At 55.1% G+C, this 19,364-nt stretch carries 13 protein-coding genes and 1 pseudogene; 6 read left to right on the top strand and 8 right to left on the bottom strand.

Annotated elements, in window-relative coordinates; all coding sequences use genetic code 11:
- Together P8Z34_11905 and P8Z34_11910 are read left to right on the top strand one after the other, a co-directional pair.
- Positions 1 to 2,385, top strand: a 2,385-nt coding sequence (locus tag P8Z34_11905; GenBank protein MEJ2551377.1) for a DUF2341 domain-containing protein, incomplete at its 5' end; no start/stop codon positions are given.
- A 47-nt stretch (positions 2,386 to 2,432) separates the two neighbouring features.
- Positions 2,433 to 3,884, top strand: a complete 1,452-nt coding sequence (locus P8Z34_11910) for a response regulator (GenBank protein ID MEJ2551378.1) — start codon at positions 2,433 to 2,435, stop codon at positions 3,882 to 3,884.
- Between the two features lie 63 nt (positions 3,885 to 3,947).
- Here P8Z34_11910 and secF read toward each other — a convergent pair whose 3' ends face one another.
- From secF to P8Z34_11930, 4 genes are all read right to left on the bottom strand, one after another.
- Positions 3,948 to 4,868: a protein translocase subunit SecF gene (secF, locus tag P8Z34_11915; protein ID MEJ2551379.1), complete on the bottom strand. Its 921-nt coding sequence runs from the start codon at positions 4,866 to 4,868 to the stop codon at positions 3,948 to 3,950.
- Positions 4,869 to 4,878: 10 nt separating this feature from the next.
- Complete coding sequence (gene secD, locus P8Z34_11920) at positions 4,879 to 6,351, bottom strand: protein translocase subunit SecD (GenBank protein MEJ2551380.1); 1,473 nt, start codon at positions 6,349 to 6,351, stop codon at positions 4,879 to 4,881.
- Between the two features lie 210 nt (positions 6,352 to 6,561).
- Complete coding sequence (locus tag P8Z34_11925; protein ID MEJ2551381.1) at positions 6,562 to 6,936, bottom strand: hypothetical protein; 375 nt, start codon at positions 6,934 to 6,936, stop codon at positions 6,562 to 6,564.
- An 18-nt stretch (positions 6,937 to 6,954) separates the two neighbouring features.
- The gene (locus P8Z34_11930) at positions 6,955 to 7,659 is read right to left on the bottom strand and encodes a SpoIIE family protein phosphatase (GenBank protein MEJ2551382.1); all 705 of its coding nucleotides are present in this window, start codon (positions 7,657 to 7,659) and stop codon (positions 6,955 to 6,957) included.
- A gap of 151 nt (positions 7,660 to 7,810) precedes the next feature.
- On the opposite strand from P8Z34_11930, the gene P8Z34_11935 reads away from it, so the two are divergent.
- Positions 7,811 to 9,121 (top strand): response regulator, encoded by a 1,311-nt coding sequence (locus P8Z34_11935; GenBank protein MEJ2551383.1) that lies wholly within the window; start codon positions 7,811 to 7,813, stop codon positions 9,119 to 9,121.
- A gap of 110 nt (positions 9,122 to 9,231) precedes the next feature.
- Here the strand turns inward: P8Z34_11935 and P8Z34_11940 are convergent, their stop codons facing one another.
- A complete protein-coding gene (locus P8Z34_11940) occupies positions 9,232 to 10,263 on the bottom strand; it encodes a L,D-transpeptidase (protein MEJ2551384.1) in 1,032 nt (343 codons plus the stop codon).
- A 248-nt stretch (positions 10,264 to 10,511) separates the two neighbouring features.
- Between P8Z34_11940 and thpR the strand changes: the two genes are divergently transcribed.
- Genes thpR through rsfS form a run of 3 tightly spaced genes read left to right on the top strand, consistent with a single transcriptional unit; the run spans position 10,512 to position 11,956 of the window.
- On the top strand, positions 10,512 to 11,102 hold the full coding sequence (gene thpR / locus P8Z34_11945; GenBank protein ID MEJ2551385.1) for an RNA 2',3'-cyclic phosphodiesterase: 591 nt from the start codon (positions 10,512 to 10,514) through the stop codon (positions 11,100 to 11,102).
- Entirely contained in the window at positions 11,099 to 11,599 is a 501-nt protein-coding gene (locus tag P8Z34_11950; protein MEJ2551386.1) for a TIGR00725 family protein, read from the top strand. The genes thpR and P8Z34_11950 overlap by 4 nt, the downstream gene beginning before the upstream one ends.
- A 3-nt stretch (positions 11,600 to 11,602) precedes the next feature.
- Complete coding sequence (gene rsfS, locus P8Z34_11955; protein ID MEJ2551387.1) at positions 11,603 to 11,956, top strand: ribosome silencing factor; 354 nt, start codon at positions 11,603 to 11,605, stop codon at positions 11,954 to 11,956.
- Positions 11,957 to 12,125: 169 nt separating this feature from the next.
- Here the strand turns inward: rsfS and P8Z34_11960 are convergent, their stop codons facing one another.
- The 3 genes and pseudogenes from P8Z34_11960 to P8Z34_11970 all read right to left on the bottom strand — a co-directional run bounded on the left by P8Z34_11960 (position 12,126) and on the right by P8Z34_11970 (position 19,040).
- Positions 12,126 to 16,553, bottom strand: coding sequence for a tetratricopeptide repeat protein (locus P8Z34_11960; GenBank protein ID MEJ2551388.1), 4,428 nt, complete (start codon positions 16,551 to 16,553; stop codon positions 12,126 to 12,128).
- A 186-nt stretch (positions 16,554 to 16,739) separates the two neighbouring features.
- On the bottom strand, positions 16,740 to 17,771 hold the full coding sequence (locus P8Z34_11965; GenBank protein MEJ2551389.1) for a histone deacetylase: 1,032 nt from the start codon (positions 17,769 to 17,771) through the stop codon (positions 16,740 to 16,742).
- A 45-nt stretch (positions 17,772 to 17,816) separates the two neighbouring features.
- Positions 17,817 to 19,040: pseudogene (locus tag P8Z34_11970) on the bottom strand (sugar transferase).
- Positions 19,041 to 19,364 lie beyond the last annotated feature (324 nt).

The raw sequence follows: 19,364 nt of genomic DNA on the forward strand, positions 1-19,364 counted from the left end.
CCGACGCCGACCCCGACATCAACCGATACGCCAACACCCACAGCGACGGAAACCCCAACGCCCACGCCGACCGATACGCCGACTCCCACGTCGACCAATACACCGACTCCCACAGCGACAGCTACGACACCACCCTGGTGGGATTGTGATTGGGACTATCGCATCCAGCTCACCTTCGACAACCTGGCGCAGTCCGAGAATCTGAACGACTTCCCCATCCTTGTTACGTTAAACAGCGGGCGTATCGATTACGGCCAGACGCAGGATATGGGTCAGGACATCCGTTTCGTAGACAGCGACGGAGTCACCGTGCTGGCGTACGAAATCGAAGATTGGAACGAAAGCGGAGATTCCTACGTGTGGGTCGACGTCCCGCGCATCGACGGAGCCTCGAACACGGACTACATCTGGATGTACTACGGGAACAGCACTGTCGGAGACGGCCAGGACGCCGGCAACACCTGGGTGAACTACCGCGGCATCTGGCATCTCAATGAGGATCAGGTGGGCACCGGAAACGCAGGCTTATATCAGGATTCCACGTCCAACGGCTTCGACGGCGACGATCAGATTTCCGCCACGGGGAAGAACGGCCAGATCGCTGCCGGGCAGGAGTTTGATGGGGTAGATGATTATATCTATCTGGGAACGACAGACATCGTCGATGGAACGGATACGTTTACCTTTACGGCCTGGGTGAATATCAGCAGCTTGCCTCTATTGAACGGGCACTATGGTGTGTACAGCCGCTTTCCGGGAGTGGATAACGGTTCCTTAAGGGTGATGGTCGGGCAGTGGGCGGCTGCGAATGATTCGCATCTTGATATTTCTACCAACAACGGAACCTGGCACGACATGTTGGCAAATTCACAAGCACCGACGGGCACATGGACGTACCTGGCCGCAGTTTACGATGGCAGCGGCACCGTGAATTTCTATTTCGACGGCAGTCCAGATGGTTCGGTTGCCTACATCGAACCGAGTGTGGCTGCGGGTGCAGACCAATTCGTTGGGACGGGAGAACCCGGGTTATTCCACATAGAAGGATACATCGATGAACTGCGTCTCTCCAACGTTTATCGTTCCGCTGACTGGATCGCGGCGCAATTCGACTCGATGAGCGATACGTTTATATCCTACGGCGGGGAAGAGCCATCGACGGCCTACTGCCCGGTATCTGCTTTGCAGATCCTGGTTGCCGGTGCCGCTGATGCATCCGGCAACGCCGACTTCGCCACACTGCGTTACACAGAGGATGGCGCTTTGGATGGCACTTTCGATGGCGATGGCATCGCCACGGTCGCAATCGGCGCAGGCGACGATGTTACCCGCGACATCGCCATCCAGTCCGACGATAAAATCGTCGTCGTCGGATGGAACGTTGTCGGTGCGGGAAATCATGACATCAGCGTCGTGCGCTACAACGACGACGGCAGCCTGGACACATCCTTCGACGCAAACGGGATCGTCTCCCTGGACATCGCCGGGAATTACGATCATGCCAACGCAGTCGCCATTCAGCCCGATGGAAAGATCGTGGTGATCGGATCCACCTACAACGGCACGGACAACGATTTTGCCGTCGTGCGCTACAACAGCGACGGCAGCCTGGATACGACTTTCGATGCAAACGGGGTGGTGACGACGAACGTAAATTCCGCGGAGAACCGGGGACTCGCCGGCGCGCTTCAAACGGATGGGAAGATCGTCGTCGGGGGTTGGGGATATGTCGGCGGAGACGCGAATTTCATGGTGTTGCGCTACAACACCGACGGCAGCCTGGACACCACGTTCGACGGCAATGGTATCGCCAGCGCAAACGTGGGCGCCGGTGAGGACGAGGAAGCACGTGCGATGGTGCTTCAGCCAGACGGCAAGATCATATTGGCGGGATTCGTCATCAATAATTCATCGGGTCACGAGCGTCTGGCGCTGGTGCGTTTCAACTCGGATGGCAGTCTGGATACGACGTTCGACGGGGATGGCATCGTAACGACCAACGTCTCTGTGGGAGACAACGAAGGTGCATACGGCATTACGCTGCAGTCCGACGGCAAAATCGTCGTCGCCGGATATGCGGATACGGATGTCGACTTTGCCGTGCTGCGGTACAACGAGGATGGCAGCCTGGATACGACTTTCGACGGTGATGGGATGCTGACGACGGACATTTTCAGCGGTGGAGACGATTGGGCCTACGACGTCGAAGTCCAATCCGACGGTGCGATCGTCGTCGCAGGATTTGGAACGAACGGAAATACCTACGTCGCCGTCGTGCGTTACAACACGGACGGTTCGCTCGATACTACGTTTGATACTGATGGAATCGTGACCACCGATATCGTGGTGGGCGACGATGAGGCGCGTGCGTTGGTTATCCAATGAACCCCGAGCGTATGACGGCGTGAAACTCAAGGGGCAGGAATGGAAAGATGATTGAAATCAAAGCTTTGGTCGCCGATGACGATCCACAACTTCAGGACATCATGGTGCGCCGCCTGCAGAAAGCAGGCCTTAATCCGGATCGTGCCAACGATGGACAGATGGCGCTGGATCTCATCGAGAAGAACAACTACGACTTGATCGTTACCGATATTTATATGCCTGGTGTGACGGGTTTGGCGCTGCTGCGACGGGCGAAGGAACGGGATCCGTACTGTCAGGTCATCGTCGTCACGGCTTCAGCGACCTTGGACAACGCCGTGGAGGCACTAAATAAAGGCGCCTTCGGTTACATGACCAAGCCGTTCGATCACATCAGCGTGTTCAACAACATGATTGCCAGAGCGCTCGAATTTCGCAAGCTCATCCTGGCCAATCAACGTATGGTGGCGTCGCAGCGCAAGCGCGGTGATCTGCTCGAAGCGGAAGTTACGGAACGAGTGCAGCAGCTCCGCCAACGTCACAAGGAACTGATGGATTTGCTTGGTGCTTTGCCGGATGGGGTCATTGTCGTCGGGGATGATGGCCGTATCAGACTCCGCAGCCCGGTGGCAGAAAATTGGTTGACGATCGAGTTGAATTCCGAAAATCAACCCATACGCGATTTTATCGTGAAGGCGCACGCAGCAGGCGGTTCGTGGGAGACACAGGTAACGCTCGGCGATCACATTCTGAACCTGCGTTCCGCAGAGCTGCCGGCCGTTGATAAATCGAAACGCCGCGTGGTGATTATTCGAGAGATCGGTTCACAGGAAGTCCATTTCGATCCAGGTTTGGCTGAACCTCTGGGAAAAATCCGCCGAAGTATCGATTGGCTCGAGAAGAACCAGCAGCGCAGCGATCTTTCCAGTTCTCTGGAATTTTTGCGACTTCAAGTTTCGGAAATCGAGAATCTCGCACAGTTACCTGCAGATCCCCAGGAACCGAAGGTGGAGGCGCAGGAGACAGTTGCAGCGGAGGGGGGCGAAGAACCAGCTCAGGTGCATACGCAGGATGTCCATGCGAGCGCATCACCGGTTGCCGAACAGCAGCATGGCGGCAATGGCCGTACAAAAAGCGGAAAGTTGATCTACGCCGTCCCGAAAGAGCCAACCGGGGTGATGGAAATCCGAGCGTCGGATTCCCCGCCGAATGGCGAATCCAGGGATCTAGACGACCCCGAATCCGACTCGGAAGCCGATCCATACGCAACGAAGATATTTTCCGAAGAAGAAGTCGAGTCGGCTTATGAAGGAAAGCCGGATCCGATCGAGAGAGAGAAAGCGTTCGAGAAACTGATTGCCATGCTTGAAGGCGGCGCCTCTGTCGGAGTGAGCGGGCAATTGGATTCGGAGAACGGCGTTCTGGTGGACGCAGAGCCAGTAGAGAACGGAAAGGAGCCATCTACTGCCGGTCGGGAGGACACTCCCTGGCCGCCCTTGCCGCCCTCCAAAGAAACTTAGTCCATTCTTTGTATAAAAAAGACTTCCCGGGCGCTGTGTGCTTCCGGGAAGTTACGCTTTAACCTAGGCTGCGGCCGGACTTTTGCGTCGGAACCACCGATGCCATTCCCGATTTTCCCAGACCACGAGAATCGGAGACGCGTTGAAGATCGAGGAGTACGTCCCGCTAAATACACCGATCAACAATATGGTAACGAAGTGCCGTGTCGTCACGCCGCCGAAAAGCAGAAGCGCCAGCAACGTCAACATTACCGTAAGTTGTGTGTTGATCGAGCGATCGAGCGTTTGGACGATGGAGTGATTGACCAGCACTTCGAAGTCGAGACTGCGGTGGATGCGCTGATTTTCACGGATGCGGTCGAAGACCACGATCGAATCGTGAACCGAAAAACCGATCACCGTAAGCAGGGCGGTTAAGAAAAGTGCATCGACTTCCCATCCGAGAAAGTGGCCGAGGATCGCTTCCATGCCGATGACCACAGCGACATCATGGAGCATGGCGATGATGGCGGCGATTCCGAAGCGTCTTGCGTTGGGCACACCGCGGAAGGCGTAAGTAATGTAGAGCAGAATGAAGATCGCCGCTAAAGCGATTGCACCCGCGGCCTGCTGTGCGACCTCAATCCCAATCGATGGCCCGACCGAATCGAAGCGAAGTAACGTGATCGGTCCTCCGAACCGTGTCTCCATTTCATCCATGATCGCGGCCTTGGCCGTTTCGTCGATCAGCTTGCTGCGCACGACGATGTCCGTCGTGCCTGCGCTTTGGGCGAGCGGATCGAGGATGCCGAGTTCATCATACAAACCGACGACTTCTGCTGGAGCAGGAGGGGAACCGGATTCGAAGCGCACTTCCAAAATGCTGCCTCCCGTAAAGTCGATTGCGAGAGGCAATCCCCAGATGATCAGTGCGATGACGCCGGGGACGATCACGATCAAGGAGAGGGCGAAAAACCAATAACGTTTGCCGACGATGTTCAACATTGTGTAACTCCTAAACTCCGAACCAACGCGGGTGTTCCGCGAAGCGTATGTTATCCAGCACGATGTGTAGGAAGGTTCGCGTGACGGTGATCGCAGTGAACAAACTGACCAGTACACCCAGAGCCAGCGTGATGGAAAAACCTTTCACGATGCTGGCACCGAAGGTATTGCCGAACCAATACAGGATCAGACAGGTGATCAGCGTCGAAATATTCGAGTCTCGTATCGAAGGCCAGGCGCGCGAAAAACCGAGGTCGATGGCCTTGTGCAAATTGCGCCCGCTGCGCAGCTCTTCCTTCAAGCGTTCGAATATGAGCACATTGGCGTCCACCGCCACGCCGATCGAGAGCACAAATCCTGCGATACCGGGCAGCGTGAGCGTGACGGGAATGGCTTTGAAGAGCGCGAATGTGATCGTCGCATAGCACAGCAGCGCCAGATCGGCTAAAAAACCGGGAAGACGGTAGTACAAGATCATGAATGCCATCACGACGCTGAGCCCAATGAGGCCCGCAACCGTGCTTTTCTGAAGCGAGTCCTGACCGAGGGTTGGCCCTACAGTTTTATTCTCGACGACCTTCAGCGGGATGGGCAGGGAGCCGTAGCGAAGCTGAACGGCCAGGTTGTTCGCCTCTTCCAAGGTGTAATTGCCAGTGATGGAGGCGTTGCCTCCCGGAATGGCTTGTGTGATCCGGGGATAGGAGATGAGCTGCTTGTCCAGGACGATTCCCAGGATTCCACCGATGTGCGATGCGGTGTAATCGGCAAAGATTTGTGCGCCATCCGTAGTAAATGTCAACCCTACGGAAATGTTGCCGACCGAATCCCTTGTCACGCCAGCGTTTTCCAACGCTGCACCGGTGAGAACGGTGTGAAAAATCTTCTCTGCCGGTTGGCTGGTGGTTTCATCCCCGCTTGGTGTAGGTTGTGCCTCTCCGTCAGACGGCGTGGGGGCAGGGAGTTCTTCTGTGGGCGTTGCCTGCGTTTCTTCAGCAGTTGGCGTTGTGGTTGGGAGATTCTCCGTTGATGTTTCACTCGTGTTCAGGCCGAAATCAGTCTGGATGCGTTGCCCGGGAGTGAGTGCGTAAACGTCGTCGATACTCATTTCTATGAATTCCAACAATCCCGTCTCTTTGAGGGTCGCGACGGCCTCCGCCGGATCCCCAATCCCGGGCAGTTCGACCAGGATACGGCGCGTACCCGCAACCTGGACGATGGGTTCTGTTACGCCAAGCGCGTTCACCCGCTTCTCGATAATCGATGCCGCGGTGTCCAGTTGATCCGCTGCGATTTCTGTCGTTGCGGGAAGATCGGCCTCGAGCAGCACGCGCAGTCCCCCTTGCAGGTCCAATCCTTGGATGACCTTGAATTCTTTTTGCCAGGATGACAGGTGGATTCCCGGGTTGCCTGGAAGTACGATCCATATCGCACCGGCGATAATGATCAGGATGAAAACGAAGCGTCTGTAGTAGCTCTTGAACATCGAAATGTATTCCTCCTGCGCTCAAGAAAAACCAGCCGCTCCTGTCTCGGAGAGCTGGCAATACGGTTTGATTATACTGCCTCCTGCAGTGGAATAACAGGCTGTTTACGCGGTCGATTGTGCTACATCTGAAGTCAATCATCATTCAGAACTAACACGTGGCCGTTTCGAAAATCGATCCGAAGCGGGAAGCGAATTCCTCTTCGCACATCACCCGGTCTCGATACCGATATCCCGCAGTGCCTGCAGCGACCGTTGCAGTACTTCGTCCGCAGACAATTCATCCGTGTCGATGTAGATGTGACAATTTGCGTATGCGTGCCGCAGCCGATATTTTTGTGCTTCATACTCTTTGACCGTCCAGGCCAGAGATTTTCGCTGCGTGCATACCGGGTAGGACGCATCCAGGAAGATGAGCACAGTCGGTTTGGTGAGGATTTCCCACATGTTTGGTACAAAGGAATGTTCTTGCGCGATTTGCCGTGCAGCAAGATTTCTGGCTCTTAGGGCAGCTGCCAGCGTGGTCTTTCCGGAAGCACAGGGACCCACGATGGCGATCGTTGGACGGGTGTGATTTTCACTCATCTCGCCCAGATCATCCCCTTACTTCAAGGGCATGCGTGCGTAGAGATAGCGTACGTCATTCTTGTCGTCGGGCAGGATGCACATGACGAGAACGCTGATGTCGTCCCCGGGACGGCCTTCATCGAGCTGCAGGGCTTGACTCAAGAGATGCGAGGCCCATTCCTGCGGATTCGGCTGGCCGGCTTTGTGGAGATCTCGGACACATCGATTGACGTCCATGCGCTGTCCTTTGCGCTCACCGGCGTACATCAGCCCATCGGTATATACGACCGCTGCCAGGCCCTCGCTAAGCGGGTATTCGTGGATCGACGGGCGGATCGCTTTCCGAATTCCGACTGGTTCTACGGGATCGTCGATCTCCTGAATTTCGTTGTCTCGAATCAAGATCACGGGCGCGTGATTGTTACGAACGATGACCAGAGTCTGGCTGAGCAAATCGACGGAGAGGATGTTGAGCGTCGCCATCACTTTGCCGGCACGATGCGTATACAGATAGTCCGAGGCGGCTCGAGCTACAGCGCCGTCTCGAACGCCATCGGCCAGCAGGCTGATCGCTTTTCTGGCCACAATGTTGGATATCGCCTTTGCGGACTTACCCGATCTTTGACCGTCGACCAAGACAAAAGACAATCCGCCGCTCGGGCGTTCTACCATTTCAAGTGTGTCTCCGCTCTCGGAGGTCGCATATTTTCCGATCTTCGCGGCTGCAAACTGTGCTTGCATGGACCAGATTGTACTTCTCATGGCAGGTGTTGTCCAACTTGTAAGGGGATCGCAAGGTGACTTGATCTCGAATTGGGATATTGTTAGCATGATACCTGCAGGGGGAAGTCGTGCGGCGCACGATATTTGCAGGAGGCGCTTTAGGGGTACTATGGAAAATAATGCGATTCACTTACCGTCAGCCATGGTGCAGGCGATCAGTCTCGTCGCAGATATGGTTGGCGATACGAATTATTCCGTTGTGTCGGAATATCCTGCCCATTTACCGGCGATCGAAGGGGATGAAGACCGCCTGGTCAAGGTTATCGCCAGCCTCGTAGCATACATCGTCCGAACCTCGACGCACGACGAAGTGCGTGTGCGTGCCGAGTTTGTCTCGGCAGGAGACCAGTTGAATGCGTTGGGTCTCTCGGATGAAAAAACGCACGATCTTCAGAGTCGTGCCCCCTGGATCATCGTAACCATCAGCAACGTCGGCCCGGAAATCTCCTTGCCGATCGTGAAAATTCCTGCCGAGAAAGAAGAACTCACCCAGCCTCACACTGAGAACGTTTTCCGCTTATCGCAATGTGAAAAAATCGTTTCGACTTTCGGAGGCCATTTATGGTTCCTGGGTGACGGGGAACGCGGAAAACGCTTGCATCTGGCATTGCCTTTGCAGGCGACGCAGGTCAGGGATGCCGATTTGTCACCATTGCGGCGGATCGTGGAGGACCGACTGCCCGAGGGGGGAGAATCCAGAAATACGATACTCGTCTTGGTGGAGGAGCCAGCAATCCGTGATCTGCTCGTCAAGGAGCTTGAAACCGCCGGATACCAGATATTCGAGGCTTCCAGCGCAGGAGACGTTCTGCCGCTGGCACGGGAACGCCAACCGGATTTGATATTACTCGATTTATTGGCACGTGATCCGACGGCGATGGACATCGCCATGGTCTTGAAGCACGATCGCATTGCCCAAGGTATACCGTTGATTTTTTTGACCACGACGAGCGATCCGGACGGAAGCGTACATCTGGGCGCAGCGAATTTTCTCGTTCGTCCGGTCGGAACCGGCGCGCTCCTGGCTACCGTACGCGCAGTGCTGCACTCGGGCTTCAAGCCGGCCACTCGTGTCCTCGTGGTCGAAGCGAACGAAGCAACACGTGAGAACATGGTTATGATGATCCAGGCTCACGGTCACCGCGTAACCGTAGCAACCGGCCCGGAAGAAGCATTGGCACTCGCCGAACGAGTCGAACCCGGCCTCGTGCTGGTGAACGTGCATTTGGCGCAGGAGCGTGATTACTGGCTGCTGCGCGGCTTACGCCAGCTCTCACAGGAAAGTACCATCTTCGTTCTCGCCGATGTACTCAGTGAGGAGGAAGGAAGGGCAGCCATGAGTCGGGGCGCATCTGGCTACGGGGATACCGGCAAGCTCTCCGACATACTCGATCTCGTCGGGGGGGACGACGAAGGATAGATAAAATCAGCTTCCCGCTGCAATCTCCCCTAGGCATTCCATGTTCTGTATAAAGTAGAAATAACCTTCTTCGACTCATCGCCAAGGATCAGGGTCGAGATTCCGTTGGCTCAGAACACGTCCACGGTCGTGCCGTGGCCGGCTTTGAGCATTTCGTCGACCCCGATCACCGGTGTCGACCATCGGAAGAGCCACTTCGCTTCTTCGGAGCGCATATTAATGCAACCGTGGCTTTTAGGGCGGCCAAAATCCGTGTGCCAATACGTGCCGTGGAACGCCACGCCCGTGTGGTGGAAGAAGGAAACCCATGGAACCCCGGGAAGCTCGTAGGCTTCCAGGCTTGAGGTGAGATGCCCGTCTCCCATATGCCGTAATGGTGTTTTCTTGGTTATGTAGAATCTTCCCTGCGGTGTGGCGGTGGGGATCCCATTTGGGCCCGGATCGTGGCTGGGGATTCCACTCGAGATGCTCGTACGGAAAACGAGTTCATCCTTCTCGTAAGCGCGCAATTCCTGATAGGCCAGAGAGACTTCGAGACGTTTTTCATGCGGTTCCAGATGTGTGGAAATCGGTTCCAGTTCTTCCGCCTCAACGAAGCGGAGATGCTCGGCACGCGCGTAGTAACGGTATTTAAGGAGATCATCGAGCAGGCAATACCACGTTCTTCCGTCGCTGCCCTTTTCGACCGCGATGACCCAAGCTGTGGATTGGTAATACAGGCGGTATAGTGGATCGGATTGGGGATCGGGTTCCCGGTACGTGCGGGTAAACGGCACACAGACTTCGAAGAGTGCGCCATTTTCGGGCACGTCTTCGCGGGGCTGCGCCGGTTTCCAACTCACGCATTGGATTTGGCCAGAATGAACATATCCGTCGGAAATTTGAAACCAGACCGGATTGTGAACCGGTCCATCGTCTGCACGGACACTTTCCAGCAGTGTCAACAACGTATCTCGCTTGATGTATGCTCGGCGGGCAGCCTGGAAGGCGGGTTCGCTGTAAAGCCCGATCGAGGAAACGGTCACGCGTCCCAAGCCAATAGGTCCGCTGGATTCGATCGGGGGAAGCGGCTTGAAAACCATCCCGCTTGCAGCCAATGCGGAGAGTTTGACGAAATTGCGCCGAGTCAACGTCGCTGTCATGTTGAAATTTTACTAATTCTGTCTGGAAATAACAACGCAGGAGCGTTTGTTGTCCTTTCCGTCTGTTGGCAAGGAATCTCGTTCCGTCGATCTATCGGCGGATGCCGGGACGCATGCCGAATAGCATCTGCCCGTCATGGTATAATGCCCCGCATCCGAAATAGTGCAGAGAATATAGTAACGACGTACGGATGACTGCCAGCCGGAGAGCAGCGCCGATTCTGTAAGGATACGACCAGGAAATCAGCTTGCGTGACGTACGCTGTTTTATCGCCATAAGCCTACCTGAAAACATCGTTCAGCGATTGGCTCAACAAATATCAAGCATCAAGGAAGCCGTACCGCAAGGTGTGGTCCGTTGGGTGCGGGAAGATAACATTCACCTGACGTTGAAATTCCTGGGGAACGTCCCTTCGAACGAGCTCCCAGAGATTGCCAATTCTCTGCAACGTCTGGCCGCTCATCACGCTGCCTTCGACTTTGAAGTCGTTTCCTTTGGCTGTTTTCCGAAAATGAATTCCCCTCGTACGTTATGGATCGGAATCCGCGAGCCCAGCGGCGTCCTGCTGAGCTTAATATCGGATCTCGAGGACGAACTCGCAAGCCTGGGTTTTCCGCGCGAGCGGCGCAGATTCCATCCGCATCTCACAATCGGTCGTTTGAAACGCAATGCCGATCGAGATGCAAGGACTGCGTTGGCCGAACGCCTCACCCAGATTAAAGTGGGACGGATAGGCAGCGTCCAGGCTCGCGATATCCGTTTGATGCGCAGCGAGCTTCAACCGACCGGAGCAGTGTACAGCCAATTATCTGTCGCTGCCCTCGAGGAGGCCGCTTGAGTTTCGAGCGTAAACCTGTGGTATCCGTGATCGGAGCCGGAGACATCTCTCCTGAACAGGATGCCGATGCCGAAAAAGTAGGGGCTTTGCTTGCCGAACGGGGAATGATCCTTGCTTGTGGTGGACGAGGCGGAGTGATGGAAGCGGCATGCCGCGGTGCGATTCGAGCGGGTGGATTGACCATTGGATTCCTGCCCGGGTTGGAATTACGAGCGGCAAATCCATATTTATCCATCGCGCTGCCGACCGGGCTCAACCACGCGCGCAACGTTTTGGTGATCCTTGCGGGACAAGTAGTGATCGCAGTCGGGGGAGGATATGGTACCTTGTCAGAGATAGCGATCGCGTTAAAGATGGGAAAGAAAGTAATCGGACTGAATACCTGGCGTGCGGAAAATCATCGTGGAGCGTTTGCCGATATCTACGAGGTCGAATCTGCCGAAGAAGCCGTATCAACCGCCGCTTCATTTATATCGTCGAACGGACCAGGTATATAACGGATGACGGAAACTGCTTTAGATCTTGCACACACCATTGTGGAGATACTCGATGAGAAAAAGGGGGACAATATTCTGCTTCTTGATCTGGTGGGAGTATGCTCCTTCACCGATTATTTCGTGATTTGTACTGCGGGCAGCGAGCGTACACTCAAGGCGCTTGCAGATGAAGTTCACATGCAGGTGAAAGAGAAACTCTCGAAAATTCCCAAAAGTATCGAAGGAAATGCAAGCAGCGGCTGGATCCTTATCGATTATGGCGACGTAATCCTGCATCTATTTTCGCGGGAATTACGGGCGTACTACAAACTCGAGGAATTGTGGCAGGAAGGTAAGGTTCTTCTGCGGATCCAGTGATTTGCAAGACGTATCCATGGAGACAAGAATTCACCTGCAACGAAATATATGCCGATAGAGAATTTCCTGAGTGGCTAAATTGAAAAGCCCATCTCTTCGATGGGCTTTTTGTTGTTACTGAAAATCCAACGTATTGAAGTGTATTTCTGATGCGGGGTCTTATTGAACTTTAGGCGACCTCCGTACCCCGTTGATACGCCTTGATCGCTTCCTGCAGTTGATCGTCCTTCATGTAGGCATCTCCAAGCAGCTGCCATAAGTCTGGTACTTCTGGCTCACGATCCAATGCAATGTTGATATCCTCGATGACCGCTGTTAGTTCTTTCTTGCGCTTGATGAGTTCGGTGTAATGTGTAATTGCTTGTTTGAGATCATCTGAGGCAAATGATTGTCGTGCGAGATCGAGCACCTCGGAGGGTTCCAATTTCTTCGGTTTGGCTTTGGAAGCACGAGCTGGTTCCGGCTTGGCTTCGGGCTGAGGTTCGGGCTCGGGTTGCGGCTCCGGTTTCGATTCGGGTTGCGGCTCGGGTTCCGTCTCCAACTCCAACTCTAACTCGAGTTCCGACTCCGCTTCGACCTCGATTTCCGTCTCGAGCTCCGACTCAGGTTCTGGTTCGGGCTCGGGTTCTGTCTCCAACTCCAACTCGATCTCCGACTCTGGTTCGAACTCGGTTTCCGGCTCAATCTCCAATTCGGGTTCCAATTCAGGTTCCGGTTCGGGTTCGAGCTCGGGTTCCGGTTCCGGTTCCGGTGTAAATTCCATCTCGGGAACAGGTTCAGGTTCCGGCTCAGCTTCGGCTTCCGCCTGGCCTTCGATATTCGTTTCTGATTCGTCCGATGCAGGCAGCGGTTGTTCTTCGGACACGGAGATTTGGACTTCTTCCACTTCGATGATGGATTCCTGCATCACAATTTCTTCTTCGATCGGGGCAGAAGGATGACTTTCCTCTGCCATGGGTTGTTCCTCGACAGGTTCGCTCCAGGGTTCTTCAGGCGACGCTGCTTGCTCGCCTGCAGCCTCAATTTCGGCTGCCGATTCCATTTCGAGTTCGGAGGCAGGTGCCTGCGTGGCCTCCTCCCTTACCGGTGAAGCGGGTGGGGGAACCTCGTCTGCTGTCGCTCGCAGCCAATCCGGGATCTCGATTTCGATGTCGGTATCCGGATCTCGATACACGGGCCGCCGCACGGGTTGAGCCGCTTCCTCCTCCATGAGAGTTGGCTCTTCCGTTTCTAAAGCAGGCGGCACCTCCTCCGACACGATGTCTTCTTGTGGAGCTGCATGGGAAACCATGGTCGGCGCATCGGGTGCGGGTTGAGATGCCGCGACTTCCAGCAACCAATCGGGAGCTTCATCCTCCGATTCAGCTTCGGGTAATTTGAGCGGCTGGGTTGCCATACGATCGAGCCATTCGGTCGTTTCTTCGATTTCTCGTCGATCGTCGACCGAAATGTCCCTTGGGGGCGCCTTTTCGGACCTTTCGGCAGGCGCTCGTTCCATCGAAACTTCCGCTTCCGGCAAAGGCTCGGCCGGACCCACCTCCATGGGAGCCTCCGGCTGTTGTATGGGCGACTCAACGGACGCAGCTTCAGTTGGGGCTTCCACATGCTGCACAGGTTCTTCTGCGGCAGCTTGCATCGGGATTTCGACCTGCTGCTCGAACTCAGCGGGGGTAGCTTCTTCGGGCGAAGCTGCGGGTTCGGGGCTTGGCTCGATCCCAACGTCAACATCCAGACCGCGCTGGGCGGCAAGATCTTCAAGCCAATCGAGACCCTGCTGTGGTTCTTCCGGTATGTCCCGTTCTTCGATGATCGGTGGAGTTGATTCCGTGCTTGGGAAATCCGCGGATTGCCAGTCTTGAGACGCCGGCTGCGCTGCTTCTTCCGTGGTCGTTTGCTTGGCTGCGAGATCCTCCAGCCAATCGAATACCTCGTCGTCCTTCAGGTCCGTCGTGTCAGCGGCTGCGACTTCATCTGCGAAGGCTTTCAATGAGCCGGTATCGACGAGTTTTTGATTTTCGACGGGTTGATCTGCTGCAGGAGCGGGTTCGCGTTCGATTTCATCTGTAGCGATTTCTTTCAACCAATCGATGGCATCTTCTTCGGCCGGTGAGATCTTGAATTCCATTGAATCCGGTTCGGCAATACCATCGAGCCAATCCGGCGCGTTGTCCAATGAAGGGGTTTCGTTCGCCGCAGATTCCGAGGATGGCTCTTCGACATCGCGCAGCCAGTCCGGAGATTGCTGCATCGACGCTGCTTCCATAGAAGGTTGCACGCGATCCGATTCCGGTTCGCCGATGTCCATGAGCCAATCCACTTCTTCTTCGCTCTGAATTGACTCGAGTGAAGCCGCAGATTCGAAACCCGCCACGGCGCCGGTGGTTTGCTCTTCGGTTTGGGCAGCCGGGGCCTCTTCCTCTTTCGTCTCCAAATTCGAAAGCCAACCAAACGTATCGTCCTCAGGAGGCGTTGCTTCACCTGGGGAAGGTTGTCCGCTTTCAACGCTGCGTTGCATTTCTTCACGAATCGCAGCGCGTGGGAATTCCTCACTATCGCCTTCCGGCTGCGACAGATTCTTCAGCCAGCCTGGAGCTTCTGCGCCTTCGATATGTGCATCCGGGAGGCCGCCTCCTTCTTCTGCTGCCTTGACGGCCGCCGAAAAATCATCTGAGGAGAGCTCGATCGAGTCGGGTTCGGCAATGTTTTGCAGCCAATCCGGCGCTTCCGCGGTCGGCAGTTCTTCATACCGGGGCTCGTCCGGAGTCAACCCAAGTTCTTCCTCCTCAGCCTGTGTTGCTTCGGGCGCTGCTTCGTGCGCATGAAGGGCTTCTTCAGATGGTCCTGCTGCAATGTCTGCGGCATCTTCCAGCCAGGATTCTGTTGCTTCGGGTGAAATCTGTGCCGGACTCGATTCTTCCAGCCTGGGTTCCTGGCTACCGTCGAACCACTCCGAAATAGCAGCTTCTGATTCTTCTGCTGTCTCTTCGGCGGCACTGGCGGGCTCTTCCTTCTCGATCTCGACTTCGTCGAAGGGAATCTTCTTTCTCTCCAGCTGTTCGGTTTCTCGATCACCGAGCCAGGTAATGATCGTTGATGTTGCTCCGGGTTCATGCGCACCCAGCCAGCCCGGAATCGAACCGGATTCATCATCTTCATCCGTTTCATCCTGCCGGGATAAGGCTTCTTCGGGTTCTCGTTCGAGGCCAGACACCGGTCGATCGACAATCGGTGTTACGGCATCGTCGGGATTAGGCGCCACTTCGTTTATATCCGCGGCGATGTCGCCGAGCCAATCGGGCAATCCGCTGCCACCCTCGGCTCCCTCCCCAGAAGCATTTGCAGGCGCAATATCTTGCATCCACCCCGGAATTTCGGCCGGGGCGAGTTCGTCATCTTCATCACCGGAACCTTCGTTTCCTGAGGATAATGAATTTTCCGGTAGTACGCCTGCTTCGAGTGAATCGAGCTCATCGTCGCTGAAGGAAATAGGACCTTCCTCAACCTCGCCCGAGGATTCAGTCCATCCAGCTTCACTCATCCACTCCGGAATTTGCGAGGCAGACGCTTTGGCCTTCTCCGCCGAAGCCTCTTCACCCGCTTCAGATGGTGAGGGTTCTGAAGGTTCGCCTGCTGAAAAAGGTGGTGGGGAATCGGATTCTTGTTTCATATCGCTCGTCGCTTTTTGTGTAGACTTTCCAAGTTCTTCGAGCCACGCTGGTTTTGAGGGCGTCTTGAGTGTACCCGAATCGGTATCCCCGAGTTTAACACTCAAGGATGCCGCCCAGGAAGGTTTACCTGGTTCAGTGGAGGGCATGGGTTGTCCTGGGCTCCAATCCAGGCGCTCCAATTTCACGCTGCTTGCGTCGATCGTCTCCGGGCTCAGCCTGGCGTCGTCGACGAAGGCCATGTACGGATCGATCGCAGCCAGGCGCCGGTGGTAGGTGCTGGCCTCTTCGGTTTTGTTGTTTGCCCGAAGGACGGAAGCCATTATACGGTTCGCTTCGAGGCAGTAGGGTAATTTTTCCAAGATCTCGTTGCCCACTTCCGCCGCTTCCAGATGTTGATTGGTGCGTAAGTACATGGATGCGAGCATCACCTGGAGGTCGGGGCGTTCGGGATCTTCCTGGAGTGCGGCGCGCAGTTCCGCAATGGCCTGAGAATACAATTCGCCATGTGCGTACATACGTGCCAGGGCGCCGCGTGTCATCCGCACTTTAGCGGGTTCGACGCCGTCTCGATTGCCGATTAGTCGTCGGAGCTCTTGCTGGATTGCGGGATTGGCGGGGTTCGTCTCGAAGGCGCGTTCCATGTGCCAAATTGCGGAGTCCAAATTGCCTTCATCCTCGCGGACGATCGCCATACCGATGTGAGAAACGAAATCATCCGGTGCGGCGGAGAGAACGCGCTGGAAGATGTCGGCGGCATCCCCGTAGCGTTTGGCTTCCAGATACGCCTTCCCCAATAGCCGATAGGTGTCCAGATGCTTTGGATAGGCCTCGAGAATCCGCCGGCAATGGGATATCGCCTCATCGAGTTTCTGCTGCTCAATGAGTTCATCGATATATTTAACATAGGCGCGTAGCGTTATATCTGCCATGCAGGCACCTCATTATTAGTATGCTATAGTTGCAAGGTTTGTGCAAGCGAGCGAGGGGGATATTAATGGAAATCTTAAAATATTTCGATCGTTCGATTTAAGACAGCCCACCGAAACGTTTTTTCATCGAATCTGACAGGAAAGATGACTCAAATTGACCCACAGCCGCGAATTCTTTCTTCGTCACTATAAACTGTGTTGCGATCGAATTCGTTCTACCAGCGAGTTTATTGTGGGCTCGGGGAAGGGGGCAGGACCCAGGCGATCGTCCTCGAGAGCGAGATCCTGCGTGGCAAGCAGGACGGCCCGAACGTTGTCTCTCAGCGCTTCAGGGTCGTATCCGCCTTCCAGGCAGTAAACTATTCGTCCCATACTGTAAACGTCTGCATAGCTTTTGAGTAATTCGGCGAGGCGGTGGTATCCACTCGTGGTCAATTGAAGACCGGCCAGGGGGTCGTTCCAGTGTGCGTCAAAACCGGCCGAGACCAAGATGAGATCCGGAGTAACGTGCTCGCACAGCGGTTCAAGGATCTCCATGAAGATTCTTGCGAAGGCTTCATCGCCTGCCCGTGGCGGCAGCGGCACGTTTACGATTGTATTTTCCCCTGCATCGATCCCCGTCTCCTCGACAAATCCAGTCCCGGGATAAATTCCGGATTGGTGAGTCGATAGATAGAATACTTGCGGATCTCGTTCGAAGATGTCCTGTGTCCCATTACCATGATGGACGTCGAAATCGACGATCAATACCCGTTCCATACCCAACGATTGTGCGTGACGAGCGGCGATGGCGATGTTGTTTAGAAGACAAAACCCCATGGCTTTCGTGAATGTGGCGTGATGTCCGGGTGGACGGACCAACGCGAATCCGCGCTTCGCTTCTCCACCGGCCACCCTCGAAACGATTTCGAGTAAGCCGCCTGCGGCCAGGAGCGCCGCTTGGTAGGATGCTGGAGTGACATAAGTATCACCGTAATCGACGAATGCAGGTCCTTGTTGCGCAGCTTGCTCGAGGGCTTGTACATAATTCTCGGGGTGCACGGATGTAACCGCACCAAGATCTGCGCTCACGGGTTCGATGTATCGAAGGGACTCACTCAGCGGCGGTGTAAAGATTTGATCGAAGAATTGAAAGCGACGCGGACTTTCCGGATGACCTTCCAACATGTGATCGGGTGAAGATACGAGTGTGTACAGCGATGAATTCGAGTGACTCATGGATTGTGTCCTCTCACGTGGCGGCATGTAATTGCCTAGTTAATTTTAGAAAGCCCCTTTTCCCTGGAGGACGGCAACGGGGGTTTTGATCAGAATTATAATATCGAGCCATAATGAATAATTATAAATGTAGTAAAGATCTTCGTCCGTGTTGAGGTGCATCGGCTTTTCGCTGCGTCCGTTGATCTGCCACCAACCTGTGATACCTTGGGGAACTGCAAATCGTTTTCGCTGCCAGGGTCGATAGCGATCCACAAGCCAGGGAAGTTCAGGGCGAGGGCCAACAAGCGACATGTCCCCTTTGAGCACGTTGAAAAGCTGAGGCAATTCATCCAGGCTGAAGCGCCTCAGAAAACGACCCGCCTTCGTCACGCGCGGATCGTCAGCCCGTTTGTGGACGAATTCATCCTCCCCGGCTTCTTGCATCTTCTTCAGCATCATGGTTTCAGCATCTGCAACCATCGTGCGGAATTTCAACATCTCGAAGGGTTTGCCGTTTTCGCCGACCAGAATCTGGCGAAACAGGAGTGGTCCGGGGCTGTTCAGGCGTATGGCGATGGCGGCTGCAAGCATTAAGGGCGCAGTGATGATCACCAATAACAGGCTGACGATGACATCGAATGCGCGCTTGATCATGCGCGGCAGGCCGCGAATCACGGGATCCCGTAATCCAATGAGCGGAAAACTGCCCAACATTTCGACGTTGGCCTGAACCAAGGCCAGGGAGAAGTAATCCGGGATCACTTTGATGCGAATCGGGAATCGTTCCAGGTGCGCGATAAGGGCGTGCAGCTTATCGTAGGCGCGTGGAGGAAGGGTACTCCAGACTTCGGAGATCTCCAGGCTCTCAACCACTCGAAGCAAGTCGTCCAGCGTACCGAGGATGGGGACTCCTTGGACGGTCTGTCCCTGGAGCTCAGACGCATCATCCAGATATCCGATGACCTGGTAATTGGAAGCATGGTAGCTCTTGATCGTTTTCAGCACCTCACGCCCAAGCGTGCCTGCTCCGATGAACAAGATTCGTGTCGGCCCCAGGATCTATCGATTTCGCCCGATTCGTGCGTAAAGCAGGACCAAAGCCCGGAAGCCCGTCATATAAATCAGCGTGAGGATGAAAAAGTATATGAATTGGAGGCGGGATACCTGCCGGTACGTCAGGTAAAGCAAGCCGGCAAAAAGGATGGTGGCAGTACCGACGGCCGTGACTAGCTGGGTAAATCGTGACGGCAATCGCCGCGGGCGATCGAAATTGTACGCTCCGGACATTACCAACGAACCGGACCAGCAGACGACCGCCAGGACGTAGACCGGCAGCGGAAGCACTTCGTTTCCTTCCGCCAGAGACTTTCCAAATGGGAGCAGTGCTCGCAGCCAGGTAGCAGTCAGCAAGCTGAGTGGCGTAAGCAGGATATCTCCTGCGAAGAGTAGAAGCGAGAGGCGGCTGATACGTCGATCCATGTGGTCACCCAGTCACGTTTCTATCATGGTATCCCGGCAGATTACTCGATCGAATAGCGCTTCCATCCTAACATCTGGGCCGTGATGCGCAGGACGAACCTCGGATTGTTGTACAGGTACCGCCGCCACAAC

The sequence above is a fragment of the Anaerolineales bacterium genome (genome assembly GCA_037382465.1).
GTDB lineage: Bacteria > Chloroflexota > Anaerolineae > Anaerolineales > E44-bin32 > WVZH01.

Excerpts from the sequence above, each read along its gene's own strand:
- P8Z34_11940 (MEJ2551384.1), bottom strand. The coding sequence starts at position 10,263 with ATGACAGCGACGTTGACTCGGCGCAATTTCGTCAAACTCTCCGCATTG.
- P8Z34_11910 (MEJ2551378.1), top strand. The coding sequence starts at position 2,433 with ATGATTGAAATCAAAGCTTTGGTCGCCGATGACGATCCACAACTTCAG.
- rsfS (MEJ2551387.1), top strand. The coding sequence starts at position 11,603 with ATGACGGAAACTGCTTTAGATCTTGCACACACCATTGTGGAGATACTC.
- P8Z34_11960 (MEJ2551388.1), bottom strand. The coding sequence starts at position 16,553 with ATGGCAGATATAACGCTACGCGCCTATGTTAAATATATCGATGAACTC.
- secF (MEJ2551379.1), bottom strand. The coding sequence starts at position 4,868 with ATGTTGAACATCGTCGGCAAACGTTATTGGTTTTTCGCCCTCTCCTTG.
- P8Z34_11930 (MEJ2551382.1), bottom strand. The coding sequence starts at position 7,659 with ATGCAAGCACAGTTTGCAGCCGCGAAGATCGGAAAATATGCGACCTCC.
- P8Z34_11965 (MEJ2551389.1), bottom strand. The coding sequence starts at position 17,771 with ATGAGTCACTCGAATTCATCGCTGTACACACTCGTATCTTCACCCGAT.
- P8Z34_11925 (MEJ2551381.1), bottom strand. The coding sequence starts at position 6,936 with ATGAGTGAAAATCACACCCGTCCAACGATCGCCATCGTGGGTCCCTGT.
- P8Z34_11935 (MEJ2551383.1), top strand. The coding sequence starts at position 7,811 with ATGGAAAATAATGCGATTCACTTACCGTCAGCCATGGTGCAGGCGATC.
- secD (MEJ2551380.1), bottom strand. The coding sequence starts at position 6,351 with ATGTTCAAGAGCTACTACAGACGCTTCGTTTTCATCCTGATCATTATC.